Source organism: Ferrovibrio sp., assembly GCF_965278975.1.
Classification (GTDB): Bacteria; Pseudomonadota; Alphaproteobacteria; order Ferrovibrionales; family Ferrovibrionaceae; genus Ferrovibrio.
The window spans coordinates 1,723,768-1,746,281 of sequence record NZ_OZ257126.1 but is presented as its reverse complement, the minus strand read 5'-3'; the positions used below and the strand labels follow the sequence as shown (position 1 = coordinate 1,746,281).

At 64.6% G+C, this 22,514-nt stretch carries 23 protein-coding genes and 1 other RNA gene; 14 read left to right on the top strand and 10 right to left on the bottom strand.

Features of this window, described 5'->3' with window-relative positions:
- The first annotated feature begins 31 nt into the window (after window positions 1-31).
- The 3 genes from metX to ACQY7X_RS08515 are packed head-to-tail and all read left to right on the top strand — an operon-like array spanning window position 32 to window position 3,098.
- Window positions 32-1,207 (top strand): homoserine O-acetyltransferase MetX, encoded by a 1,176-nt coding sequence (metX, locus tag ACQY7X_RS08525; RefSeq protein ID WP_428249484.1) that lies wholly within the window; start codon window positions 32-34, stop codon window positions 1,205-1,207.
- Window positions 1,204-1,845, top strand: coding sequence for a methionine biosynthesis protein MetW (gene metW, locus ACQY7X_RS08520; protein ID WP_428249483.1), 642 nt, complete (start codon window positions 1,204-1,206; stop codon window positions 1,843-1,845). The genes metX and metW overlap by 4 nt, the downstream gene beginning before the upstream one ends.
- Entirely contained in the window at window positions 1,842-3,098 is a 1,257-nt protein-coding gene (locus ACQY7X_RS08515; protein ID WP_428249482.1) for a 50S ribosomal protein L11 methyltransferase, read from the top strand. Before metW ends, ACQY7X_RS08515 begins: the two co-directional genes overlap by 4 nt.
- A 24-nt stretch (window positions 3,099-3,122) precedes the next feature.
- Here the strand turns inward: ACQY7X_RS08515 and ACQY7X_RS08510 are convergent, their stop codons facing one another.
- Window positions 3,123-3,896 carry a hypothetical protein gene (locus tag ACQY7X_RS08510; protein WP_428249481.1) on the bottom strand — a complete coding sequence of 258 codons (774 nt, stop codon included), beginning with the start codon at window positions 3,894-3,896 and terminating at the stop codon, window positions 3,123-3,125.
- A gap of 54 nt (window positions 3,897-3,950) precedes the next feature.
- Complete coding sequence (locus ACQY7X_RS08505) at window positions 3,951-4,715, bottom strand: class I SAM-dependent methyltransferase (protein ID WP_428249480.1); 765 nt, start codon at window positions 4,713-4,715, stop codon at window positions 3,951-3,953.
- 59 nt (window positions 4,716-4,774) lie between these two features.
- Between ACQY7X_RS08505 and gloB the strand changes: the two genes are divergently transcribed.
- Entirely contained in the window at window positions 4,775-5,548 is a 774-nt protein-coding gene (gene gloB, locus ACQY7X_RS08500) for a hydroxyacylglutathione hydrolase (protein ID WP_428249479.1), read from the top strand.
- A 14-nt stretch (window positions 5,549-5,562) separates the two neighbouring features.
- On the opposite strand, the gene ACQY7X_RS08495 is transcribed toward gloB, so the two are convergent.
- The 5 genes from ACQY7X_RS08495 to ffs form a co-directional block, all read right to left on the bottom strand.
- Window positions 5,563-6,333 (bottom strand): substrate-binding periplasmic protein, encoded by a 771-nt coding sequence (locus ACQY7X_RS08495; protein WP_428249478.1) that lies wholly within the window; start codon window positions 6,331-6,333, stop codon window positions 5,563-5,565.
- A 53-nt stretch (window positions 6,334-6,386) separates the two neighbouring features.
- Complete coding sequence (gene recR, locus ACQY7X_RS08490) at window positions 6,387-6,983, bottom strand: recombination mediator RecR (protein WP_428249477.1); 597 nt, start codon at window positions 6,981-6,983, stop codon at window positions 6,387-6,389.
- A gap of 9 nt (window positions 6,984-6,992) precedes the next feature.
- Window positions 6,993-7,319: a YbaB/EbfC family nucleoid-associated protein gene (locus tag ACQY7X_RS08485; protein WP_428249476.1), complete on the bottom strand. Its 327-nt coding sequence runs from the start codon at window positions 7,317-7,319 to the stop codon at window positions 6,993-6,995.
- 9 nt (window positions 7,320-7,328) lie between these two features.
- The gene (locus ACQY7X_RS08480; RefSeq protein WP_428249475.1) at window positions 7,329-9,110 is read right to left on the bottom strand and encodes a DNA polymerase III subunit gamma/tau; all 1,782 of its coding nucleotides are present in this window, start codon (window positions 9,108-9,110) and stop codon (window positions 7,329-7,331) included.
- A 22-nt stretch (window positions 9,111-9,132) separates the two neighbouring features.
- Window positions 9,133-9,231, bottom strand: an RNA gene (ffs, locus tag ACQY7X_RS08475) — signal recognition particle sRNA small type.
- Window positions 9,232-9,359: 128 nt separating this feature from the next.
- Here ffs and nudC point away from each other — a divergent pair.
- On the top strand, window positions 9,360-10,304 hold the full coding sequence (gene nudC, locus ACQY7X_RS08470; RefSeq protein WP_428249474.1) for an NAD(+) diphosphatase: 945 nt from the start codon (window positions 9,360-9,362) through the stop codon (window positions 10,302-10,304).
- Window positions 10,305-10,457: 153 nt separating this feature from the next.
- Window positions 10,458-11,597: a hypothetical protein gene (locus tag ACQY7X_RS08465; RefSeq protein WP_428249473.1), complete on the top strand. Its 1,140-nt coding sequence runs from the start codon at window positions 10,458-10,460 to the stop codon at window positions 11,595-11,597.
- Here the strand turns inward: ACQY7X_RS08465 and ACQY7X_RS08460 are convergent.
- From ACQY7X_RS08460 to ACQY7X_RS08450, 3 genes are all read right to left on the bottom strand, one after another.
- On the bottom strand, window positions 11,582-12,031 hold the full coding sequence (locus tag ACQY7X_RS08460; protein ID WP_428249472.1) for a DUF3237 domain-containing protein: 450 nt from the start codon (window positions 12,029-12,031) through the stop codon (window positions 11,582-11,584). The genes ACQY7X_RS08465 and ACQY7X_RS08460 overlap by 16 nt on opposite strands.
- Window positions 12,032-12,062: 31 nt before the next feature.
- The gene (locus ACQY7X_RS08455; RefSeq protein ID WP_428249471.1) at window positions 12,063-12,917 is read right to left on the bottom strand and encodes a hypothetical protein; all 855 of its coding nucleotides are present in this window, start codon (window positions 12,915-12,917) and stop codon (window positions 12,063-12,065) included.
- 242 nt (window positions 12,918-13,159) lie between these two features.
- Window positions 13,160-13,684: an RT0821/Lpp0805 family surface protein gene (locus ACQY7X_RS08450; RefSeq protein ID WP_428249470.1), complete on the bottom strand. Its 525-nt coding sequence runs from the start codon at window positions 13,682-13,684 to the stop codon at window positions 13,160-13,162.
- A 191-nt stretch (window positions 13,685-13,875) separates the two neighbouring features.
- Here ACQY7X_RS08450 and pdxH point away from each other — a divergent pair, with 191 nt between their 5' ends.
- The 8 genes from pdxH to ACQY7X_RS08410 all read left to right on the top strand — a co-directional run bounded on the left by pdxH (window position 13,876) and on the right by ACQY7X_RS08410 (window position 22,513).
- Window positions 13,876-14,463 carry a pyridoxamine 5'-phosphate oxidase gene (pdxH, locus tag ACQY7X_RS08445; protein WP_428249469.1) on the top strand — a complete coding sequence of 196 codons (588 nt, stop codon included), beginning with the start codon at window positions 13,876-13,878 and terminating at the stop codon, window positions 14,461-14,463.
- Entirely contained in the window at window positions 14,399-15,385 is a 987-nt protein-coding gene (locus tag ACQY7X_RS08440) for a cation diffusion facilitator family transporter (protein ID WP_428249468.1), read from the top strand. Before pdxH ends, ACQY7X_RS08440 begins: the two co-directional genes overlap by 65 nt.
- 83 nt (window positions 15,386-15,468) lie before the next feature.
- Window positions 15,469-16,896: a sodium:proton antiporter gene (locus tag ACQY7X_RS08435; protein WP_428249467.1), complete on the top strand. Its 1,428-nt coding sequence runs from the start codon at window positions 15,469-15,471 to the stop codon at window positions 16,894-16,896.
- Between the two features lie 60 nt (window positions 16,897-16,956).
- Window positions 16,957-18,369 carry a sodium:proton antiporter gene (locus ACQY7X_RS08430; protein ID WP_428249466.1) on the top strand — a complete coding sequence of 471 codons (1,413 nt, stop codon included), beginning with the start codon at window positions 16,957-16,959 and terminating at the stop codon, window positions 18,367-18,369.
- A 165-nt stretch (window positions 18,370-18,534) separates the two neighbouring features.
- Complete coding sequence (rsfS, locus tag ACQY7X_RS08425; RefSeq protein WP_428249465.1) at window positions 18,535-19,107, top strand: ribosome silencing factor; 573 nt, start codon at window positions 18,535-18,537, stop codon at window positions 19,105-19,107.
- Window positions 19,108-19,578 (top strand): 23S rRNA (pseudouridine(1915)-N(3))-methyltransferase RlmH, encoded by a 471-nt coding sequence (gene rlmH / locus ACQY7X_RS08420; protein WP_428249464.1) that lies wholly within the window; start codon window positions 19,108-19,110, stop codon window positions 19,576-19,578.
- 87 nt (window positions 19,579-19,665) lie between these two features.
- Window positions 19,666-21,255: a 2,3-bisphosphoglycerate-independent phosphoglycerate mutase gene (gene gpmI / locus ACQY7X_RS08415; protein WP_428249463.1), complete on the top strand. Its 1,590-nt coding sequence runs from the start codon at window positions 19,666-19,668 to the stop codon at window positions 21,253-21,255.
- The gene (locus ACQY7X_RS08410; RefSeq protein ID WP_428249462.1) at window positions 21,248-22,513 is read left to right on the top strand and encodes a murein hydrolase activator EnvC family protein; all 1,266 of its coding nucleotides are present in this window, start codon (window positions 21,248-21,250) and stop codon (window positions 22,511-22,513) included. The genes gpmI and ACQY7X_RS08410 overlap by 8 nt, the downstream gene beginning before the upstream one ends.
- Window position 22,514: the final 1 nt, after the last annotated feature.

Genomic DNA, 22,514 nt, shown 5'->3' with positions numbered 1-22,514 from the left:
GGAAATTCCAGTACTTAAGGGTTCTAAAGCGATGACGGCGGAAGCTGCCCAGATTACCAGGCCCGATCCGGTGGGTCCCGGTCACCAGGTGTCGCTCGGCGAGACGCTGCCGCTCAAGCTCGACTGCGGCATCGACCTGGGGCCGTTCACGCTCGCCTATACCACCTATGGCCGGCTCAATGCCGAGAAGTCGAACGCCATCCTGATCTGCCATGCGCTGACCGGCGACCAGCATGTCGCCAACACGCATCCGATCACCGGCAAGCCGGGCTGGTGGCTCACCCTGGTCGGCCCCGGCAAGGTGATCGATACCGACCGCTTCTTCGTCATCTGCTCCAACGTGCTCGGCGGCTGCATCGGCTCGTCCGGCCCGGCCGAGATTGATCCCGCCACCGGCAAACCCTGGGGCCTGCGCTTCCCGCTGATCACCATCCGCGACATGGTGAATGCCCAGGCCATGCTGATCGACCATCTCGGCATCCGCGACCTGTTCGCGGTGATCGGCGGCTCGATGGGCGGCATGCAGGTGCTGCAATGGGCCGCGAGCTATCCCGACCGAGTTTTCGCCGCCCTGCCGATTGCCTGCGCCGCGCGCCACTCGGCGCAGAACATCGCCTTCCATGAAGTCGGCCGCCAGGCGATCTATTCCGATCCCGACTGGCGCAACGGCGCCTACCATGACCACGGCACCACGCCGGCCAATGGCCTGGCGGTGGCACGCATGGCGGCGCATATCACCTATCTCTCGGAAGCCGCCCTGCACCGCAAGTTCGGCCGCAACCTGCAGAACCGCGAACAGATCACCTACGGCTTCGAGGCCGAATTCCAGGTGGAAAGCTACCTGCGCCACCAGGGCTCGACCTTCGTTGAGCGTTTCGACGCCAATTCCTATCTCTACATCACCCGGGCAATGGATTATTTCGACCTCGCGGCCCAGGCCGGCGGCAACCTCGCCGCCGTCTACCAGGGCAGCAAGACGCGCTTCTGCGTGGTTTCCTTCACCTCCGACTGGCTGTTCCCGACTTCGGAGAACAAGGAGATCGTGCGCGCGCTGAACGCGGCGGCAGCCAATGTCAGCTTCGTCGAGATCGAAACCGACAAGGGCCACGATGCCTTCCTGCTGGACGAGCCGGAGATGTTCCGCACGCTCAAGGGCTTCATCGATGGCTGCGCCGAAACGCGCGGCCTGAACGGAGTCCGGTCATGAATACCTCGATTCCCGCCGCCCGTACCCGCGACATCCGCCGCGACCTGCTGCTGATTGCCGAAATGGTGGCGCCGCAGAGCCGCGTGCTCGATGTCGGCTGTGGCGACGGCATGCTGCTGGAATATCTCTCGCGTGAGAAGAAAGTGGATGCGCGCGGCATCGAGGTGCGGCAATCGGGCGTCAATGCCTGCGTGGCGCGCGGTCTTTCGGTGATCCAGGGCGATGCCGATACCGATCTGCGCGATTATCCCGATGCCGCCTTCGATTACGCCATCCTCAGTCTGACCCTGCAGGCGACGCGCAATCCGCGCCAGGTGCTGCGCGAATTGCTGCGCATCGGCAAGCACGCCATCGTCTCGTTTCCGAACTTCGCCTATTGGCGCGTGCGGATGCAGTTGCTGCTGGATGGCCGCATGCCGATGACGGCGGCGCTGGATGATCCCTGGTACGAAACCCAGAATATCCATCTCTGCACCATCCGCGACTTCGATGAACTGTGCCAGCGCGATGGCATCGTGGTGGAACAGCGCATTGCCGTGGATGGCCAGGGCAACCGCGAAGGCTGGCGCCTGCAAGGTGCTGCGGCCAATGTGTTCGGCGCCCAGGCGGTGTATCTGCTGCGCCGCCGCGCCGGATGAGCAGCGCCCATAACCAGGCGCTGGCCCAGGCCCTGACACTGCATCAGGCTGGGCGGCTGGCCGAGGCCGAGGCTGCCTACCGCAGCGCCCTGGAACAGCCCGCCACGCCGCGCGCCGAGGCCCTGAAGAATTACGGCTTCCTGCTGCATCGCCTGCACCGCTTCCGCGAAGCCGTGACGATCTTAAGCGAAGCCGTGAAGCTGAACCCCCAGGATGCCGATGCCCTGCTGGCGCTGGGCCATTGCGCGCGTGAGGCCAATGACCACCGCACGGCAATGACTGCCTTGCGCGCAGCCGCAAAAGTGGCGCCGCAGCGCCAGGATATCGCCGAGGCATTGTCTGCTTACCTGAGCCGCCTGATTCCAGCCTGGCATTTCCCGATGCTGGCTGATACGGCGCGCAACCAGGCCTATGAGCGCGCCATCATCAGCGCCGCCAGCAATGCCGAGCGCGTGCTCGATATCGGCACCGGCTCCGGCCTGCTCAGCCTGTTTGCCGCCCGCGCCGGCGCCAGAAGCGTGACCGCCTGCGAAGCGCACCCGATGATCGCCGAGACGGCCGCCGAGATCGTGGCGCGCAACAATCTCGCCGACCGTATCCGCGTCATCGCCAAACGCTCGACCGAACTCGATGCGGCACGCGACCTCGGCGGCCTGGCCGATCTGGTGGTTTCGGAAGTGCTGGATGCGGGACTGCTCGGCGAGGGCGTGCTGGCGACATTGCGCGATGCGCTGAAGCGCCTGGCAAAACCCGGCGCCAGGGTGATACCGGCCTATGCCGACGTGCATGTGCAGGCATTGGAGATTCCGCAGCAGCGCAGCGTCAACCCGCTGCGCACCATCGCCGGTTTCGATCTCTCGGCCTTCGACCGTTTCCGCAACCGCTCGGGCCACAGCACGCTGCGGCTGGAGCAGGTGGCGCACACGGCGTTAAGCGCGCCGGCCACGCTCACCCGCGTCGATTTCCGCGATCCGCCGGACTGGTCGCAGCCGGATGTGCAGCGTGTGTCGCTGCCGATCACGCAAAGCGGCAGCCTGCAGGCTTTCGCGCTGTGGTTCACATTGTGGGTGGATGAGACAACGCCGGTCTCCACCGGGCCGGCTGATCTAAGCAACGGCCTGCCCTGCATGGATCATTGGGGCCAGGCGATCCTGTGGCAGGCAGATGACCGTGCGGTGGTGGCGGGAGACACTATCGCCGCCGACTTCACCTGCGCCGACACATTCTTCGATTTAAAATCTTTCACACCCTGACTCATAGATATTCCACATTGTGACTTACTCTGTCTTTCTCGGCAGCGCGTTGTTATCGGTTTTTATAAATGTCGACAGACCCGCCAGAGCAGCACTCCGCGTCATTCGATTTTTTATATTTTCATTCAAATAGATGCTTCGCAACAGCAACGCGTCACTTGCCGTAAGCTCTGGATTTGAGCCAAACAGTATCGATGGAAATGATGTGTTTTTCACATAATGAAACCCTGAGACTCGGAGAAATGTTGCCGCGAGACACTGGTTCACATGGGGACTCGTTAAATCGACAATCGACCAACCACGGACAATCCATCCTTCGTCACCCACCCCATGAGCAAAGAAACATGGAGTTTTCTCCTTCTTCATCTCTGCCAAAGTGGAATCAGCGAATGCCTGCTTTTCTCCTAAAGTTTTTCCCGGCAACACATTTACAAAATTCTTTCTGATATCAATCTCTATCTGCTCCGACAGTATAAAAATGATTGCTGCATTTGCCTTCTGCGGCTCTTTCACCGAGAAAACGATACCTGTGTTCGGTTGAATAAAATCAAGCAAAGGATCTATGGCGGAGTTTACCGCCTGCTTAAGTTTTTCACCTGGATGGGCCACAAAGGCAACGGCCACTTCCTTAGGCCATCTGATGACAACCTGCTTATCTGCGGGCCGCCATCCGAAATATGCTTGGTCGAAATAATCCACGAAGTTTTCGACCCGTAACGTCGGCGCAGCAGCGTTTTGTGCATTGGCAGTAGTGATTGTTAACAAGACAAGCCACAGGCCAAAAATGAGAGCTGCCATCCTGTGCATTATGCATCTCCGATAAATTCAGGAAAAACTCATTCTAATTTTGATCTAGTCACAATCCGATCTGTTCAAAGCCATACCCGGCTGCGGCTGCAGCACAAAGCTGCGCTGGCGCACGCGCTGCTTTTTCAGCATCGCCGGCAGGATGATCTGCTTCTCGGCTTCCAGCAACAGCACACCGGAAAAGCGCGACCACAGCCATTCGCCGGTGGCCTCCCAGGCGGCCACGGTACGCAGCATGAAACTGCGGTCCGATGGCGGAAACCACAGCGCGCCGCGGCTTTGCAGCGGCGAGAATTGCGCATCGCGCATCAGCCGGGTGAGTTGCGGCGGCGTATAGGGATGGCCATGGCCGAAAGGCGTGGCATCGATATGCGCCCACAAGCCACGCCGGTTCGGCACCACCACCAGCAGGCGGCCCTGCGGCGTCAGCACGCGCCACACCTCGCGCAGCATAGCACCGACATTGTCGGCATTCTCCAGCGCATGCACCAGCAGGATGCGGTCAACACTGGCATCGGGCAGCGGCAGCTCTTCCTCATCCACCAGCATCACACGGCCAGGTGAAACCTGGCCCGGCAGGCCGCGCGGCCAGCGCACGACTCCCTGGGGTCCAGGCATCGCCGCCAGCACGCGCTCGGCTTCGGCCTCGAACAGCCGCAGATAGGGCGTGGCATAGCCCAGGCCGAGCAGCCGCAGGCCACGGATATCCGGCCACAGCGCGCGCAGCCGCAGGCGCAGCAGCCGGCGCACCGCCTGGCCCAGGCGGCTGCCATAGAATTCGCGCAAGTCGATCACATCGGGGCGCAGCATGAAGACACTTTAGCACGAAGGCACTTTAGCGCGGGAGCCTTCCGGCATAGAATGGCGTCATGACGCTCGAAATCGTGCAAATCCCCGTACTCAACGACAACTATGTCTACCTGCTGCGCGATGCGGCCAGCGGCAAGACCGCCGTGGTCGATCCCGCCGTGCCGGAACCCGTGCTGGCGGAACTAAGTAAGCGCGGCTGGACCCTCGATGTGGTGCTGAACACGCATCATCATGGCGATCATGTTGGCGGCAATCTGGCGCTGCAAGCCGCCACTGGCTGCGCCATTGTCGGCCCGCGCGCCGAGGCACCGCGCATCCCTGGCATCGCGTTGCAGCTTGGCGATGGCGACACTTATGCGCTGGGCAATAGTGTGGCGCAGGTTTTCGATGTGCCGGGCCACACGGCAGGACACATTGCCTACTGGTTCAAGGAAGCTGGCGCGCTGTTCTGCGGCGATACGCTGTTCGCGCTCGGCTGTGGCCGGCTGTTCGAGGGCACGGCGGCGCAGATGTGGGCCAGCCTGTCGAAATTCCTCAAATTGCCGGATGCGACACGGGTTTATTGCGCGCATGAATATACCGAGAGCAACGCGCGCTTCGCCGTCACCGTCGAACCCGGCAACGGCGCATTGCTGGCGCGCCATGATGCGATCAAGGCGACGCGCGCCAAGGGTTTGCCCACCGTGCCATCGACCTTGGGCGAGGAACGCGCCACCAATCCCTTCCTGCGGCCGATGAGCGCCAATCTGCGCGCCAATCTGGGCTTGGAAACCGCTGACGATGTGGCAGTGTTTGCCGAAACCCGCAAACGCAAGGATGGTTTCCGGGGTTAGTTATCGGCGCGGCGCTATTCCAGGTATTTTGGCAGCAGCCGCGCATAGGTGGCATTGCGCAAGGCCGTCATGCGATGCCACAGCGCCTCCACCTTGCCGCTGTGGCGCGCGTAATAGGCTGGCGACACCGGCATATAGAAATCGGCTTCTTCCAACACCGGCAGCATCTTCTCGATGCGGCGGCCATTGACGCTGCCGGCGAAGCTGTCGCCGACGATATCGAGTGTCGCCACGGCACTGAAACGGCCTGCCGCCAGCATGCCGAAAAGCTGCTTCGTGGTGGAGAATTCCACCACATCAGCACCCAGGTCGCGCAGCAGGCCGCCCAGCGCCATGCCACTGGGTATGCCGACAATGGCACCAGCCGGCTTCAAGTGCCGGCCATCCCATTGCAGCGCGCCGCCTTCCAGCCGGTAGAAGGATTGCGTCAGCCGCACCATCCAGCGGTCACGGTCAATGGCACCGTCGCGCATCGGGAAACGCAGATCGGCGAGGCGGTCAGGCGTTGCGCGCATGCCGAGAATGACATCGGCGCGACCGAAGCGCACCTCATCGATGATGCGGCGGGCGGTGATGCGGCGGAAGCTGAGGCTGAAATCCGCGCCGGCGGCTTCGCGCAGCAGATCCACCGCGAGACCGGGCGGCGTGGCCATATCCGGCCCGCTGCCCATCAGATAGGGCGATACCGCGACATCGAGATAGACGACACGCAATTCTTCCGCTGCCACCGGCCGAACACCGAAGCAGAACATCAAGGCAGAAAAAATAAGAAGCAACTGCTGCATTAATGCCCGTGCGTTTCACTCCGGGGGAGAGTGTAGGGCGAGCAGCAGGCAAATTAAAGCGGGCGGCGCGCCTTCAGTGCCGCCCCCAGGGTTCCATCATCCAGGTAGTCCAATTCGCCACCCACCGGCACGCCATGGGCGAGCCGGGTAACTGAAACACCCGCGGGCACCAGGCGGTCGGTGAGATAATGCGCCGTGGTCTGGCCTTCCACCGTGGCATTGGTGGCGATGATCACCTCGCGCACCTTGCTTGCGCCACCAACACGGGCGAGCAGGCCATCAACATTGAGTTCGCTGGGACCGCGGCCATCCAGCGCGGAGAGCGTGCCGCCCAGCACATGATAGCGGCCACGAAACACGCCGGAACGTTCCAGCGCCCAGAGATCGGCGACACTTTCGACAACACAGAGCAGGGCTTCGTCGCGGCGCGGATCGCTGCACACGGCGCAGGGATCGCGGCTATCGAGGTTGCCGCAGACCGAACAGGCTTTCACGCTCTCGGCCACCGCCTGCATCGCCTGGGTCAATGGCCGCAGCAAGGCTTCGGGCTTGTTCAGCATGTGCAAGGCAGCACGTCGCGCCGAACGCGGGCCAAGGCCCGGCAGCCGCGCCAGCAGCTGGATCAGCCGCTCGATTTCAGCGCCGGCCATGAACCCGTATCAGCCGAATGGCAGCTTGAAGCCCGGCGGCAGCGGCAGGCCGGCGGTGAGCTTCTGCATCTGCTCCTGGGTCTCGCGTTCCACCCGCGCCTTGGCATCGGCATGGGCGGCTTTCAGCAGATCCTCCAGCACTTCGGCTTCCGCCGGCACCAGCAGGCTGGGATCGATCTTCACGCCGCGCAATTCGCCCTTGCCGTTCAGCACCAGGGTAACCATGCCACCGCCAGCGAAACCGGAAACCTCACGGCGCTCCAATTCGGCCTGCATTTCCGCCATGCGGCCCTGCATTTCCTGCGCCTGCTTCAGCATCTGGCCGAGATTCTTCATCGCGCCGCCTTAATCCAGCTCATTTAAGGGATCGATATCGTTGTCACTCATATAGGCCGGACCATCGGCTTCACCAGGGGTCTCAGCCGCAGCTTCCTGCACCGGCGGCCGCGCCAGACTGACTTTCAGTTCGGCACCCGGAAATGCCGCGAGCACCGCCTGCACCAGCGGATGCGCCTCGGCCTGGGCGCGGCGCGCGGAAGCGGCATGGGATGCCTTCTCCGCCAGCGTCGGTTCGCCCGGCTGGTTCGAGAGCGCGATGATCCAGCGTTCGCCGGTCCAGTATTGCAGCTTCTCGGCCACCTGGGCGGCAAGGTTGCGCGAAGCCAGCGGTTGCTGGCGCCATTCGATGCGGCCGGGCTCGAAATGCACCGGATGCACATAATTCTCCAGTTCGGCGCCGAGCAGGCCCTCGCGCATCTCACCGAACAGGGCCACCAGCGCAGCGAAGGTCTGCGGCATCGCCGCTAAAGCAATTGCAGGCTGGGCAATTGCAGGCTGGCTTTGTGCATGCGCCACCGGGCCGGGCTGCGCCGCAGAAGCCACTGCCTGCGCGGCCATTGCCGTGGCACCGCCACCGCCCGCCCCATTGCCGCCGCCGCGCGTGACGGGAGCCAGACCAGCCCCTCCCTTATCGCGCCATTCCTTCACCAGTTCGCCCGGGCTGGGCAGATCGGCGGCATAGCCCAGCCGCACCAGCACCATTTCGGCAGCAGCCAGCGGCGCGGGCGCGCCGCGCACTTCCTGCAGGCCCTTCAGCAGCATCTGCCAGCTTCGCGCCAGCACCGGCATGCCGAGCTTGGCGGCCAGTTCCTTGCCGCGCCGGCGCTGCTCTTCCGGCAATGTCACGTCATCGGCGGATTCGCCAACGACTTTAAGCCGCGTCAGCCAATGGCTGAGTTCGAGCAGATCCTGGATCACCACCGCCGGATCGGCGCCGAGCGCGTATTGCTGCGCCAGGTTTTCCAACGCATCGGGCAGCCGGCCATGCAGCAGATGCTCCAGCAGCACGAAAACCTGGCCTCGATCCGCCAGGCCCAGCATGTCGCGCACCAGGGCCGCATCGGCCTGGCCGGCACCATGGGCAATGGCCTGATCGAGCAGCGAGAGGCCATCACGCACCGAGCCTTCGGCGGCACGCGAAATCAGGGTCAGTGCCTCGTCGGTGAGCGTGGCGCTCTCCTTCGCGGCGATGCCCTTGAAATGCTCTACAAGCACCGCGATCTCGACGCGCTTCAGATCGAAACGCTGGCAGCGCGACAGCACGGTGACCGGCACCTTGCGGATTTCGGTGGTGGCGAAAACGAATTTCACATGCGGCGGCGGCTCCTCCAGGGTCTTGAGCAGACCGTTGAAGGCTGCCGTGGAGAGCATGTGGACTTCGTCGATGATGTAGACCTTGTAGCGCGCCATGGCCGGCGCGTAGCGCACGGCTTCGATGATCTCGCGGATATCGCCGATGCCGGTGCGCGAGGCGGCGTCCATTTCCAGGATGTCCGGATGGCGGTCCTCGGCAATGGCGCGGCAATTGTCGCAGACGCCGCAGGGATCGACCGTGGGGCCGCCCTGGCCATCCGGGCCGGTGCAGTTCAGCGCGCGGGCGATGATGCGGGCGGTGGTGGTCTTGCCGACGCCGCGTACCCCGGTGAGGATGAAGGCCTGGGCGATGCGGCCGGTGGCGATGGCGTTGGAAAGGGTGCGGACCAGGGCATCCTGGCCGATCATCTCGGCGAAGTTGCTGGGCCGGTATTTCCGCGCCAGCACGCGATAGGGGGCCGGATTGCTCGACATGCGTGCCTGGACTATGGCGAAGGGTGGGAGGCTGGACAACAACCCGAGCGGAAACTCGTTGCGGCTGCTTCCTTCCGGACCTGACCGGGTTGGCGAGGCGCCCGTCCGCCGCCAACCTCCCGCGCCCCTTATCCCGCATCAGGCCGGATAACGCAACAGGCAGGAAATCCTAGATTATTTAACGCCTTAAAGGCACGTCACCGCACCTGGGTGATTGCCGGTTCCCGGGCGATATGCCAACCTGGGCAGATGGTTAGCTCTACAATCCCATTTTCCGGCTCGCTGCTCGACCGTGCCGGCAATCATCGCCGCGACGGTGCCTGGCTCAAGGCGCAGCTTGGCGCCGAGACCAGCCGCTTCCTGCTGCTGCATGAGCTGAAGCCGCTGATCGCCCTGGAAGGCGGCGCCCGGCTGGCCTGGTTCCCGCAGCGCTATGCGGCGGCTTTGGCCGATTGCCCCACCCTGCTGCTGGGCCTGGAGAACGGCGTGGCGCATTTCGCCATCGACGTGGATGCCGTGCCGGGCATCGAGGGCCTGGCCGACGAGCAGAACAAATTCATCGATGTGCGCTCGATCGCGCCGCAGCTGAGCCTGCCCGAAGCGGCGATCCTGGCCCAGGCGCGCAGCATGACCGACTGGCACCGCCGCCACCGCTTCTGTGCCCAATGCGGCGCGCCGAGCAACGCGGAAGACGCCGGCTACAGCCGCCGTTGCAGTAATGACGCCTGCAAGGCGCAGCATTTCCCGCGCACCGATCCGGTGGTGATCATGCTGGGTGTGCTGCCCGATGCCGGAGGTGATCGCCAGGCCGACCGGATCCTGCTCGGCCGCCAGCGCCAGTTCCTGCCCGGCGTCTATTCCGCACTGGCCGGTTTCATGGAGCCCGGCGAGAGCATCGAGGAAGCGGTGCGCCGCGAACTGGCCGAGGAAGCCGGCCTGGCCACCGGCGAGGTGCGCTACATCGCCTCGCAGCCCTGGCCGTTCCCGTCCTCGCTGATGATCGGCTGCGTGGCCGATGCGACCTCTGATGCACTCACCGTGGATCAGCATGAACTGGAAGATGCACGCTGGTTCCGCCGCGATGAGGTGACCACGATGCTGCGCGCCAGCACCGATATGAACGCGCCTTTACGTCTGCCGCCGCCGCTCAGCCTGGCGCATCAGATCACCAAACGTTATCTCGGCATGGATTGAGCTACACTCGCCATCCGTGCAGGAGTTCCCGCGTTATTCCCGATGAAATTACTGTAATCTGATTTTTTGTGACTTCCGTGCCCTATTACACTCGCGATAACATTATTGCCGCACCCGAGCTTTCGGGATTTGCACTTCAGGGGACTCGAGTCATTGAGCGATAGCAACACCTCGCATACCGCGCTGGTCGCGCGGCTGGCTGAGGACGATGGCAGTCTGTTCGAGAATCCCTCGCCCCTGATCGATGCCATGCTCATCGAGCGGCTGTTCCAGTATAGCTGGCCAACCCGCTATCTGCCCTATCTGGTACTGTTTGCCGGCTTCGCTGCCTTCCGCCAGCAAGTCGAGTGGATCGAGATAGTCGGCATCACCCTGCTCTATACACTCGGCACCTGGTGGCTGGACCATCAGCGTTATGGCTTTGCCGAGGATCCGAACCGGCAGCAACGCTGGCAATACTGGGCGCAGCGTTTCACCATCGGCTCCACTGTTACCGGCAGTGCCTGGGGCATCTTTTTCTGGCTGCATGCCGGCACCCCGGATTATGCACAGCAGGCGGTGCTCTGCGTCATGTGGTCCGGCCTGGCGCTCTCCAACTCCACTACCCGCTCACCCCATCTGCCTGCCTTCTACGCCTTCTTCGCTGCCCTGGCTTTGCCGCTATTCACCCGTGTGCTGATCGATGGCAGCACGCCGCAATATGTCATGGGCCTGTTCGGCGTAGTGCTGGCCATCACTTTCTGCATCCGCGCCCATTCATCGCACCGCCAGGAGCGTGTTGCCCTGGCCTTGCGCCTGCGCAATGCCGAACTGGTGGCCGATATCGACCGCGCCCGCGCCGAGGCCACCGCCGCCCATGTCGCCGCCGAACAGGCCCTGGCGGCACGCGCCCAGAGCTATGCCACCGCCGAGCGGCTGGCCGGTTTCGGCAGTTGGGAATGGACCATGGAAGACGACCACCTGGTCTGGTCGGACAATATGTTCCGCATGCTCAATCTCTCCCCTTCGGCGGCGCCGGCGGCAGTAGACGTGTTGCTCGATTCAACCCATTTCACCGACCGCCCCAAGGTGGCACAGTTCTTCACGGCATTGCGCTGCGAAGGCCGTCCGGGCGAGGTGGAATTCCGCGTCGGCGACCAGGAAGGCCCCTATGGTCCCCGCACATGGCGCAGGATGCGCCTGCTCGGCATCGCGCGGCGCGACAGCACCGGGCGTATCGTCGCCTTGTGCGGCACCTTGCGCGACCTGCGCGAGGAAGCGCCGCGGCAAGCCTCTGATCAATCGATCGCGTAGACGCTGAGGCGCACCTGATTGGCCAGCCGCTGGCCCTTGCCATAGGCCAGCATGCGCACCAGCCATTGCAGCTCAGGTGCCGCGCTCTCAAAGCGCAACGACGTGCGGAAATAATACAGCGCCGGATCCACCGGCTCGCCGGCGGCCAGCTGCGCCATCACGCCGGGCGGGCCATGGCGCAGGCCACGGCTCCAGACTTCGATACCGGCGCCAGCTTCGCTTTGCAGCAGGTAGCGCGCATCGATATCGGCCACGCCATCGCCGCGCAGCCATTGCCAATCGGCGCCACCTGCCAGCACCGCGCCATTGACGCGGCCCATGAAGCGCCCGCCGATGATCGGCACGCAGCGGCGCTCGCCGCCGCCGGGCAATTGCCCGATGCTCTGCGGTGCGGCGAGATCGATTTCCAGCGTCAGGATCGGTGCATTGGCCATGTGCCATCATGGCGCCGGGGCGATGCCGTGTTCAAGCCTTCACATCAACGCCCATGCCGCCAAGATCGGCGCCGCCGAGATCAAGGCCCGCACCGCCGCTCGGCAATGAGGCGGCATTCAAGTCCGCCAGTGCCTGCTCGGCCTCATTGAAGGCCTTCTCGGCCTTGCCCGCTTCCTTCTTGTCGGCAAGCGGATTGAACAAGGCCAGCCGCGCCTTCTCCAGCAGCTTCTTCAACTGCTTCATCACGCCGCGCGCTTCGGCCTTGAGACTGTCGAGCGCCTGGCGCTCGGCCTGGGCCTCCTTGGCAGTCTGCGCCGAGGGATCGCCCGCAGCTTCGTTCAGTGCCGCCTTGATCATCGCGCCGGCCTGATCGGCGGCGGTTTCCGGGCGGCCTTCCGCCAGCGTGCCGGCCTTCTCGGCGGCATCCTTGTTGTCATTTTCCTTTGCCACTTGCGGGGCGGCGACCACGCCACCACCTTGGCCGGCCTCGCGCAACGCACCGGCCAGATCGCGGGCCAGCTGCTTCACTTCGCGCGCGATGGCTTTCGCCGCCTTGGCATCGCCGCGCGCGGCAGCGGAGGCCGCCGCCATCTCCAGCGCCTTGAGCCGGGCCTTCAACTGCTCCAGCTTGCGCCGCGCCGCATCCAGCCGGGAGGATTTGCTGGCACGCTTCATCGCCTGCAGCACTTCCTCAAGCTTGGTCTCGGCTTCACTGCGCTCACGCGGCTGGCGCAGCTTCTCGAGCGCGGCGCGGCCGGCGGCCAGAACGGGATTGTCTTGCGGTTGCGTGTTCTGTGCGGCATTGCCGCTTTTGAACGTCGGGAGTTTCGATGCAGTGCCCAGCTTCGATGCGGAAGTCTGGGTGCTGCCGGCGCCGTCGACCATTCTGGCCTCCATCATCCGGTTAACACGGGGCGCCCGCAGTCTTCTGGCTGCTGGCACAGGCCCCAGTCTGCAACTGGAGCGTTAAGGATAGATTAGCGCGGATTGACCTTGGCGCCAGATAAAAACCCAGCGCCAGATAAAAAAATGGCGTGGCCGGGGTTGCCGGGCCACGCCTAGTCTGGGGGAAGAGAAACTAGAGGAACGCGTACTGAAAACTGGGGGAAAGTTACGAGGTCACTACGCTACTGAGTAATCTTCCAAGTGCCGTCCGGCTGGCGGCAGGCGGTGCCATAGCCCTGCTGGCTCTGGCCACCGACGCTGATCGTCTGCTGGAACTCGCGGCAATAATCGCCGCTGCCGGTCTGGTAGGCAGCCTGCGGCACCACGGTGCCGTAATTGCCGCTATCGGGGTTGCGCCAGGTCACGGCAGTGCCGGAACGCGCGGTTTCGAAAGCGCGCTGATTGGCCTGGCCGAGATACTGGCGGTCGGCATTGTCGAGCGATTTGCCGACCTCGGAACCGAGCAGCGCGCCGAGCATGGTGCCAGCGGCAACGCCCACCAGGCGGCCGGAACCCTTGCCGAACTGCGCACCGGCGACCGCGCCGCCGACGCCGCCGAGGACGGTGCCGACATTCTGCTTCGGACCCTGATCGGCACAGCCCGCGGCCAGGGCCGCGACGAGGCCGAGAGCAACCCACTTGCCGGCGCGAAGCGTGCGGCCCGGCTGGGCAACAGCAATGGCGGGAAGGGCGGTGTGGGTGGTCATGGTTTCAGGGTCCTTTTATCTTGTTGCCCGGCCGGTCTGGCTGCCTGTGAGGGGAACCACCGCTCGGGATGGCTAGGATGGTCGGTTCCGAATGCGGCGGGATTACGGCGGGGGTTGGGAATTGTTGCGGCATGCGCTACATAGGTCGACGAGACTTCCGGGGGCGGAAAAGCCACTTTTTTGAGGCCAGCATGGACGCGTTCACCGACCCGTTTACACATTTTGAAACCTGGTTCACCGAAGCCAGGGCAGCCGAGCCGAATGATCCCAACGCCATGGCCCTGGCCAGCGTGGATAAAGATGGCCTGCCCAATCTGCGCATGGTGCTGATGAAGGATATCGGCGCCGATGGCGTGGTGTTCTACACCAACTTCGAAAGCGCCAAGGGCCGCGAACTACTTGGCCAGAGCAAGGCGGCGGCCCTGTTCCATTGGAAAAGCCTGCGCCGCCAGGTGCGGTTCCGTGGCCCGATCAGCGTGGTGAGTGACGCCGAGGCCGATGCCTATTTCGCCAGCCGGCCGCGCGACAGCCGCATCGGCGCCTGGGCCTCGGCGCAGTCGCGGCCGCTGGCTGGCCGCTTCGACCTGGAGGCAGCGGTGGCGAAATATGCCGCCAAGTTCGCCATCGGCGAGGTTCCGCGCCCGCCCCATTGGTCCGGGTTCCGGCTGGCGCCGCAGAGTGTGGAATTCTGGGCCGACCGGCCATTCCGCCTGCATGACCGGCTGGTCTATCACCGCGATGGCAACAGCGGCTGGCGCACCGAGCGCCTGTATCCGTGAGGCGCGGCGGCTGATGAGCGACACCGCCACGAATCAACGCCTGCTGCGACTGGCAACCTATGCCTCTTTCTCGGTGGCGCTGATCCTGGTGGCCGCGAAGGCCTTTGCCTGGTGGCAGTCGGGCTCGCTGGCGCTGCTCTCCAGCCTGCTCGATTCCGGCCTGGACGCGCTGGCCTCGCTGCTGAACCTGCTGGCGGTCCGCACGGCATTGACGCCGGCTGACCACGAGCACCGCTTCGGCCATGGCAAGGCGGAAGCCCTGGCCGGGCTGGGCCAGGCGGCGCTGATCGGCGGCTCGGCGCTGTTCCTGGTCAGCGAAGCTGTTCAAAAGCTGCGTACACCTGAACCGCCAGAGCATTCCGGCATCGGCATCGCGGTGATGGTGTTATCGATCCTGCTGACCCTGGCATTGGTGCTGTTCCAGCGCCATGTGGTACGCCGCACCGGCTCGCTGGCAGTGACTGCCGACCGGCTGCATTACGTCAGCGACCTGCTCACCAATCTTACCGTCATCGCCGCCTTGGTGCTGACCTCAAGGCCCGGCTTCGACTGGGTTGATCCGGCTGGCGCGCTGCTGGTGGCGATGGTGATCTTCAAAAGCGCCGCCGACATCGTGCGCCAGGCGCTGGATCAGCTGATGGACCGCGAATTGACCGATGCCGAGCGCGACAGCATCCGCGCCACCGTACTTAAGCATCCGGAAGCGCGCGCGATGCATGATCTGCGCACGCGCAATTCGGGCCAGCATATCTTCATCCAGTTCCATCTCGAACTTGATCCGGAGCTGACGCTGCGCGCGGCGCACCGCATCTCGGAAGAAATCATCGCCGAACTGCGCCAGCTTTTCCCCGGCGCCGAGGTGATCCTGCGCCAGGACCCGGCCGGCGTGATCGAGGAGCGCCCGCCCTTCGCCGCCAGCTAGCCCTTTTCAACCCCGGGACTAAAGGTTGAGCCTGGTCGCCGGGGCAGCTAGGCTGCGGGCCGTACATCCGGGGGGAATGAGTAATGCCGCATCGTCTGTTCCGCACTGCCGCGCCTGTTCTGCCGCTTGCCGCGCTGCTGTTCCTTGTTGCCGCGCCCGCCGAGGCCGCCGCCATCGATGCGCGCGGCATGAGCATCCTGTGGGTGCTGCCCTTTGCCGGCATCCTGCTTTCCATCGCGCTGCTGCCGCTGCTCACCCCTAACCTTTGGCATCATCACTTCGGCAAGATTTCCGCCTTCTGGGCCGCCTGCTTCATCCTGCCCTTCGCCCTGCGCGACGGCACCGGCGCCACCGCCCATGTGCTGCTGGAAGTGGCGCTGCATGAATACATCCCCTTCATCATCCTCCTGCTGGCATTGTTCACGGTGGCCGGCGGCGTGCGCATCACCGGCAATCTCAACGGCTCGCCCAGCCTGAACACCGCCATGCTGCTGTTCGGCACGGTGATCGCCAGCTGGATGGGCACCACCGGCGCCTCGATGCTGCTGATCCGGCCGCTGATCCGCGCCAACGACAACCGCAAGCACAATGTGCATGTGGTGGTGTTCTTCATCTTCCTGGTTTCCAATATCGGTGGCTCGCTCACCCCGCTGGGCGATCCGCCGCTGTTCCTCGGTTTCCTCAAGGGCGTGGATTTCTTCTGGACCACCTCGCATCTGTTCATGCCCACCCTGGTCAGCACCGTGGTGCTGCTGGGCCTGTTCTACGCCATCGACAGCTATTACTTCCGCAAGGAAGGCATCGTGCCGGCCGATCCGACGCCGGACAGCCCGATCGGCATGCAGGGCGGCGTCAATCTTGTGCTGCTGGCTGCCATCGTGCTGGCGGTGCTGATGTCCGGCACCTGGAAGCCCGGCATCGTGTTCAATCTTTTCGGCATTGACGTCGAATTGCAGAATCTGGCGCGTGACATCGCCCTGCTGGCCATCACTTTCGCCTCGCTGAAACTCACCGAGGCCGAAACGCGCAGCGGCAACGGCTTCACCTGGGGGCCGATCCTGGAAGTGGCGAAACTGTTCGCCGCCATCTTCATCACCATCATTCCGGCCATCGCCATCCTGCGCGCCGGCAAGGATGGCGCGCTCTCCGGCCTGGTGGCGCTGGCTTCCAATCCTGACGGCACGCCGAACAACGCGATGTATTTCTGGCTCGCCGGTTCGCTGTCCAGCTTCCTCGACAACGCGCCGACCTATCTGGTGTTCTTCAACATGGCGAGCGGCGATGCCGCCACGCTGATGGGGCCGCTGGGCGCCACGCTGGCAGCGGTTTCCGCCGGTGCGGTGTTCATGGGCGCCAACAGCTATATCGGCAACGCACCGAATTTCATGGTGAAGGCCATCGCGGAGGAGATGAACGTGAAGATGCCGAGCTTCTTCGGCTACATGGCCTGGAGCTGCTGCATCCTGCTGCCGCTTTTCGTGCTGCTCACCTTCCTGTTCTTCCGCACTTGAAGCTCCGGCGTAAAATTCCCATATACAGGGAGATGGACGCATAACGAGAGCGGGGGGCCGATGCGCAACCGATTGATCACGGGCATCGGCCTTTCCATTCTGGGTATGCTTCACACTGCGCCGGCCCAGGCCGCCGCCATCGACGGCAGCAGCCTGACCCTGCTCTGGGGCCTGCCCTTTGCCGGCATCCTGCTCTCCATCGCCCTGCTGCCGCTGCTCGCCAGCCATTTCTGGCATCATCATTACGGCAAGGTCGCCGCCTTCTGGGCGCTGGCCTTCCTGATCCCCTTCGGCCTGCGCGAAGGCGCCGGAGCGGCAGCGCATGCCGTGCTGGAAGTGGCTTTGCATGAATACATCCCCTTCGTGGTGCTGCTGCTCAGCCTGTTCACCATTGCCGGTGGCGTGCGCATCACTGGCAACCTGCATGGTTCACCGGCGCTGAATACCGGCCTGCTGGCACTTGGCACCTTGCTGGCAAGCTGGATGGGCACCACTGGTGCTGCGATGCTGCTGATCCGGCCCTTGATCCGCGCCAACGACAACCGCCGGCACAATGTGCATGTGGTGATTTTCTTCATCATCCTGGTGGCCAATGTCGGCGGTGCGCTGACGCCGCTGGGCGATCCGCCGCTGTTTCTCGGTTTCCTGCTCGGCATCAGCTTCTTCTGGACCGCCCAGGCGATGCTGCTGCCGATGCTGCTGATCAGCCTGCTGCTGCTCGCCGCCTTCTATTTCCTCGACCGTCATTATTACCGCAAGGAAGGCGTGACGCGGCCCGATCCGACACCGGATAATCCGGTGAGCATCGAAGGCGGCATCAATATCATCCTGCTCGGCGGCGTGGTGGCGGCGGTGCTGATGTCGGGCAGCTGGAAGCCCGCCACTTCGCTGAGCGTGTTCGGCATCGGCGTGGCCTTGCAGAACCTGACACGCGATATCCTGCTGCTGGCGCTCGCCGGCCTGTCGCTGTGGCTGACGCGGAGCGAAACGCGCCGGGGCAACGGTTTCGACTGGGAACCGATCCGCGAAGTGGCGAAGCTGTTCGCCGGCATCTTCCTCACCATCGTGCCGGTGATCGCCATCCTGCGTGCCGGCGAAGCAGGCGCCTTGAAGGCCGTGATCGATCTGGCCAGCAACCCCGATGGCACGCCGCATAACGCGATGTATTTCTGGCTCACCGGCCTGCTCTCGGCCTTCCTCGACAACGCGCCGACCTATCTGGTGTTCTTCAACATGGCCGGTGGCGATGCCCAGGCCCTGATGGGGCCGATGGCCGGCACGCTGCTGGCGATTTCCGCCGGCGCGGTGTTCTTCGGCGCCGTCACCTATATCGGCAATGCGCCGAATTTCATGGTCAAGGCCATCGCCGAGCAGGCCGGCATCCGCATGCCGAGTTTCTTCGGCTATATGGCCTGGTCGGTGCCGCTGCTGCTGCTGCCCTTCCTGCTGGTCACCGTGTTCTGGTTTCTTTGACCTGTCATTGTTCTGAATCCCGAGTCGGGGTATCCTGTAGCCGATTCGGAGCGGCGCCGAATCGGCGCCGTGCCGGGTCGGAATTGCACCCGGGCAGCATCGCCCGGCCAGGAGGAGGGCCGCGCCATAGCCACAGCATCGAAGCCAAAGAGCACCCGTAAGCCGGTGGCGAAAGCTGCCGCCCCGAAGAAAGCCGCCACCGCCCCCAAGGCGAAGGCATCGGCCAAAGCACCGGTGAAGGCAGCCAAGACTCCGGCAGCCGCCAAGGCCCCGGTCGTCGCTAAGCCCAAGGCCGCCGCCAAACCAAAAGCCCCGGCCAAGCCGAAAGCTGCCAAGCCGACAGCAACCAAAGCCGTGAAGGCCGATCCGAACCGCCCCACCGCGGCCGTGGAAAAGCTGCATAAGCTGATCCTGAAATCGCTGGACGACGACAAGGCCGAGGAAGTGGTCTCGATTCCGCTTGCCGGCAAATCCTCGGTGGCGGATTACATCGTGGTCGCCTCGGGCCGTTCCTCGCGTCAGGTCGGTGCCATCGCCGAACATCTGGCGCAGCGCATCGCCGAGGCCACCGGGCACAAGGCGCGCATCGAGGGCAAGAATGCTGGCGACTGGGTGCTGATCGATGCTGGCGATATCGTGGTGCATATCTTCCGGCCCGAGGTGCGCGGCTTCTACCGGCTGGAAAAGATGTGGGGCGTGGATATCCCCGAGCCGGCGGCTGATACCGCCGCGGCGTGAGTGCGCATCACCATTGCCTGCGTCGGCCGTGCCGGCCGCGCCAAGCATGATGCCGCCCAGGCGCTGATCGCCAGCTACCGCGAGCGGCTGCCCTGGGCGGTGGATATCCGCGAAGTCGAGGACAAGAAAACCGCCGGCAGCGTGGCCGAACGCAAGCAGCGCGAGGCCGACCTGCTGCGCGCCGCCTGCCCCAAGGGCGCCGTGCTGGTGGCGCTGGACGAGCATGGCCGGAACCTGGCGAGCCGGGATTTCGCCCAGCAGATCGGCCAGTGGCGCGACAATGGCGAGGCCGAGCTGGCCTTCCTGATCGGCGGCGCGGATGGCCTGGACCCTGCCCTGCTGGCCCAGGCCCGGCTGAAAATCGCTTTTGGCGCCATGACTTGGCCGCATTTGCTGGCAAGAGTGCTGCTGCTGGAACAGCTCTACCGCGCCTGGAGCCTGCTCAACAACCACCCCTATCACCGTGACTGATCCGGCAATTCGTGACTAACCTTGTGGACTGCGCTAAGTAATTGCCGATTCTGCCGGATTTTCCGAACCTCGACCCCGAACGCCACCATGACCGACCATACCGTGCCCAAGCCCGTCGTTCTCTGCATCCTGGATGGCTGGGGTCTGCGCGACGACCCGACCGACAACGCCATCGCCCAGGCCAGCCTGCCGACCTGGCGCCGCCTGCTGGCGACGCAGCCCTTTGCCCGCGTCGGCACCTCGGGCCGCGATGTCGGCCTGCCGGATGGCCAGATGGGCAATTCCGAAGTCGGCCACATGAATATCGGCGCCGGCCGCATCGCCGTGCCGGATCTGGGCCGCATCGACAATGCCGTGGCCGATGGCACGCTGGGCAATGTGCCGGCGATTGCCACCCTGATCGACAAGCTGAAAGCCAGCGGCGGCGCGCTGCATCTGCTCGGGCTGCTGTCGCCGGGCGGCGTCCATTCGCACCAGGACCACATCGCCGCCGTGGCGAAGCTCGCCGATGCCGCCGGTGTGAAAGTGTGGCTGCATGCCTTCAGCGATGGCCGCGACACGCCGCCGCGCTCGGCCCTGGAATTCCTCAGCGATTTCCGCAAGCTGCTCGGCGATGTGAAGCAGGTGCGGTTCGCTTCACTCTCGGGCCGCTTCTACGCCATGGACCGCGACAAGCGCTGGGACCGCGTGGCGCAGGCCTATGCCGCCATCGCGCTGGCCGAGGGCAAGCACGCGGCGAGTGCCGAGGCAGCCGTGAACAACGCCTACGCCGCCGACTTGAGCGATGAATTCATCCTGCCGACGGTGATCGACGGCTATACCGGGATGCGCGATGGCGACGGCCTGATGATGGCGAATTTCCGCGCCGACCGTGCGCGCGAAATCCTGCAAAGCCTGCTGGAGCCGCATTTCGATGCCTTCCCGCGCCCGCTGCGCCCGGCCTTCACTGCTGCTGTCGGCATCGCGGAATATTCGACGCAGTTGAACGAATTCCTCGCCACGGCGTTTGCGCCGGTGCGCTATCCCAACACGCTGGGCGAATGGCTGGCCAAGGGCGGCCGCAAACAGCTGCGCATCGCCGAGACCGAGAAATATGCCCACGTCACCTTCTTCATGAATGGCGGCGAGGAACAGCCCTATGCCGGCGAGGACCGCATCCTGGTGCCGTCGCCGAAGGTGGCGACCTACGACCTGCAGCCGGAAATGTCGGCGGCTGAAGTCACCGACAAGCTGGTGGCCGCCATCGAGAGCGGGCAATACGACCAGATCACGGTGAACTATGCCAACCCGGACATGGTGGGCCATACCGGGTCGCTGCCGGCCGCGATCAAGGCGGCGGAAACCATCGATACCTGCCTGGCGCGGCTGGAGCAGGCGGTGCTGAAGGCCGGCGGCGTGCTGCTGATCACCGCCGACCATGGCAATCTGGAAGAGATGCGCGACCCGGCTTCGGGCCAGGCCCATACCCAGCACACGACGAATCTTGTGCCGCTGGTGCTGGTGGGCCGCGAGGGCTATGCCCTGCGCGATGGCCGCCTCTGCGACCTGGCGCCGACCCTGCTGCATTTCCTGCAGATCACGCCCCCTGCCGAGATGACCGGCCAAAATCTGGCCATCGCGAAGTCCGCCGCCCCAGCTACCTCCCCTCAGGCGGAGCCGCAGCAACGCCGTGCATAAACCGCTCTGCCTCGCGCTTGCCGCAGCCCTGATCGGCACTGCTGCCGCTTCGGTCAGTACCGGCCCCGCCCTGGCGGAGAGCAATGCCGCCAGGCAACAGCAGCAACAGCTTGAGGATGTGCAGCGGCAGCTCAAAGAAAGCCGCGACCGCCAGCGCGAACTCGACCGCGAGGCCGGCAAGCTGGCGCAGAAGGCGCAGGACCTGCGCCGCCGCCTGGTGCAGGCCGCCCGCAAGCTGCAGGCCCAGGAAGAAGCCGTATCCCGCAGCGAGGAACAGCTCGCCCGCCTGCTGGCCGATGAGTCCAAGGCCCAGGCCGCCTTCGAGAGCCGCCGCGAGGAACTCGCCGCCACGCTTTCGAGCCTCGCCCGGCTCAGCCGCCAGCCGCCGGAAGCCATGGTGCTGGCGCCCGGCTCGGCACTCGACATGGTGCGCGCCAGCCAGCTCATCGCCGCCCTGGTGCCCGAGATCGAAAGCCGCGCCGCCGCCCTGCGCGGCGAACTCGACCGCCTGGCGGCCTTGCGCAACGGCATCGCCGCCGAGCAGAAGGCGCTCGGCCAGGCCATCGCCAAGCTGGATGGCGAGCGCCGCGATCTGGAGCAGTTGCAGACTGAAACCGCCGCGGAAGTAGCGCAGACCCAGGAGGAGCGCAGCGCGGAGCGCGAGCGCACCGTTCGCCTGGCCGAGCAGGCCAAGGACCTGCGCAGTCTGGTGGACCGCCTGCTGGAACAGGAAAAACGCGAGGCTGAAGCCCGTGCGCGAGCCGTGAAAGAGGCGGAAAATCGCGGTAAACGGGCGCCCGGCGGCAACCAGCGGACTGAGAATTACGCAGCTCTGGAAGGCAGCGCCGCCCTGCCAGCGCGCGGCCGCATCGTCGGCCGCTATGGCGAGACGGAAGCCAGCGGCGCGGTAGCGCGGGGCTTGCGCATTGAAACCCGGGGCGGCGGCCAGGTGGTGGCACCCGCTGACGGCAAAGTGATGTTTGCCGGACCCTTCCGGGGCTATGGACAGCTATTGATCATCGCACATGGCGGTGGATATCATTCGCTATTGGCTGGTTTTGGCCGGATTGACCGCGCGGTTGGCCAATTCGTCCTGGCCGGCGAACCAGTTGGTCGCATGGGCGGCGATGGCTCCGGAAACGCAGCCGGGGCTGGGCATGACGACAAGCCGGTTCTATATCTTGAACTGCGTCGCAAAGGCGAGCCGGTAAATCCCCTGCCCTGGCTCGCGGCGGGCGACAGAAAGGTAAGCGGCTAAC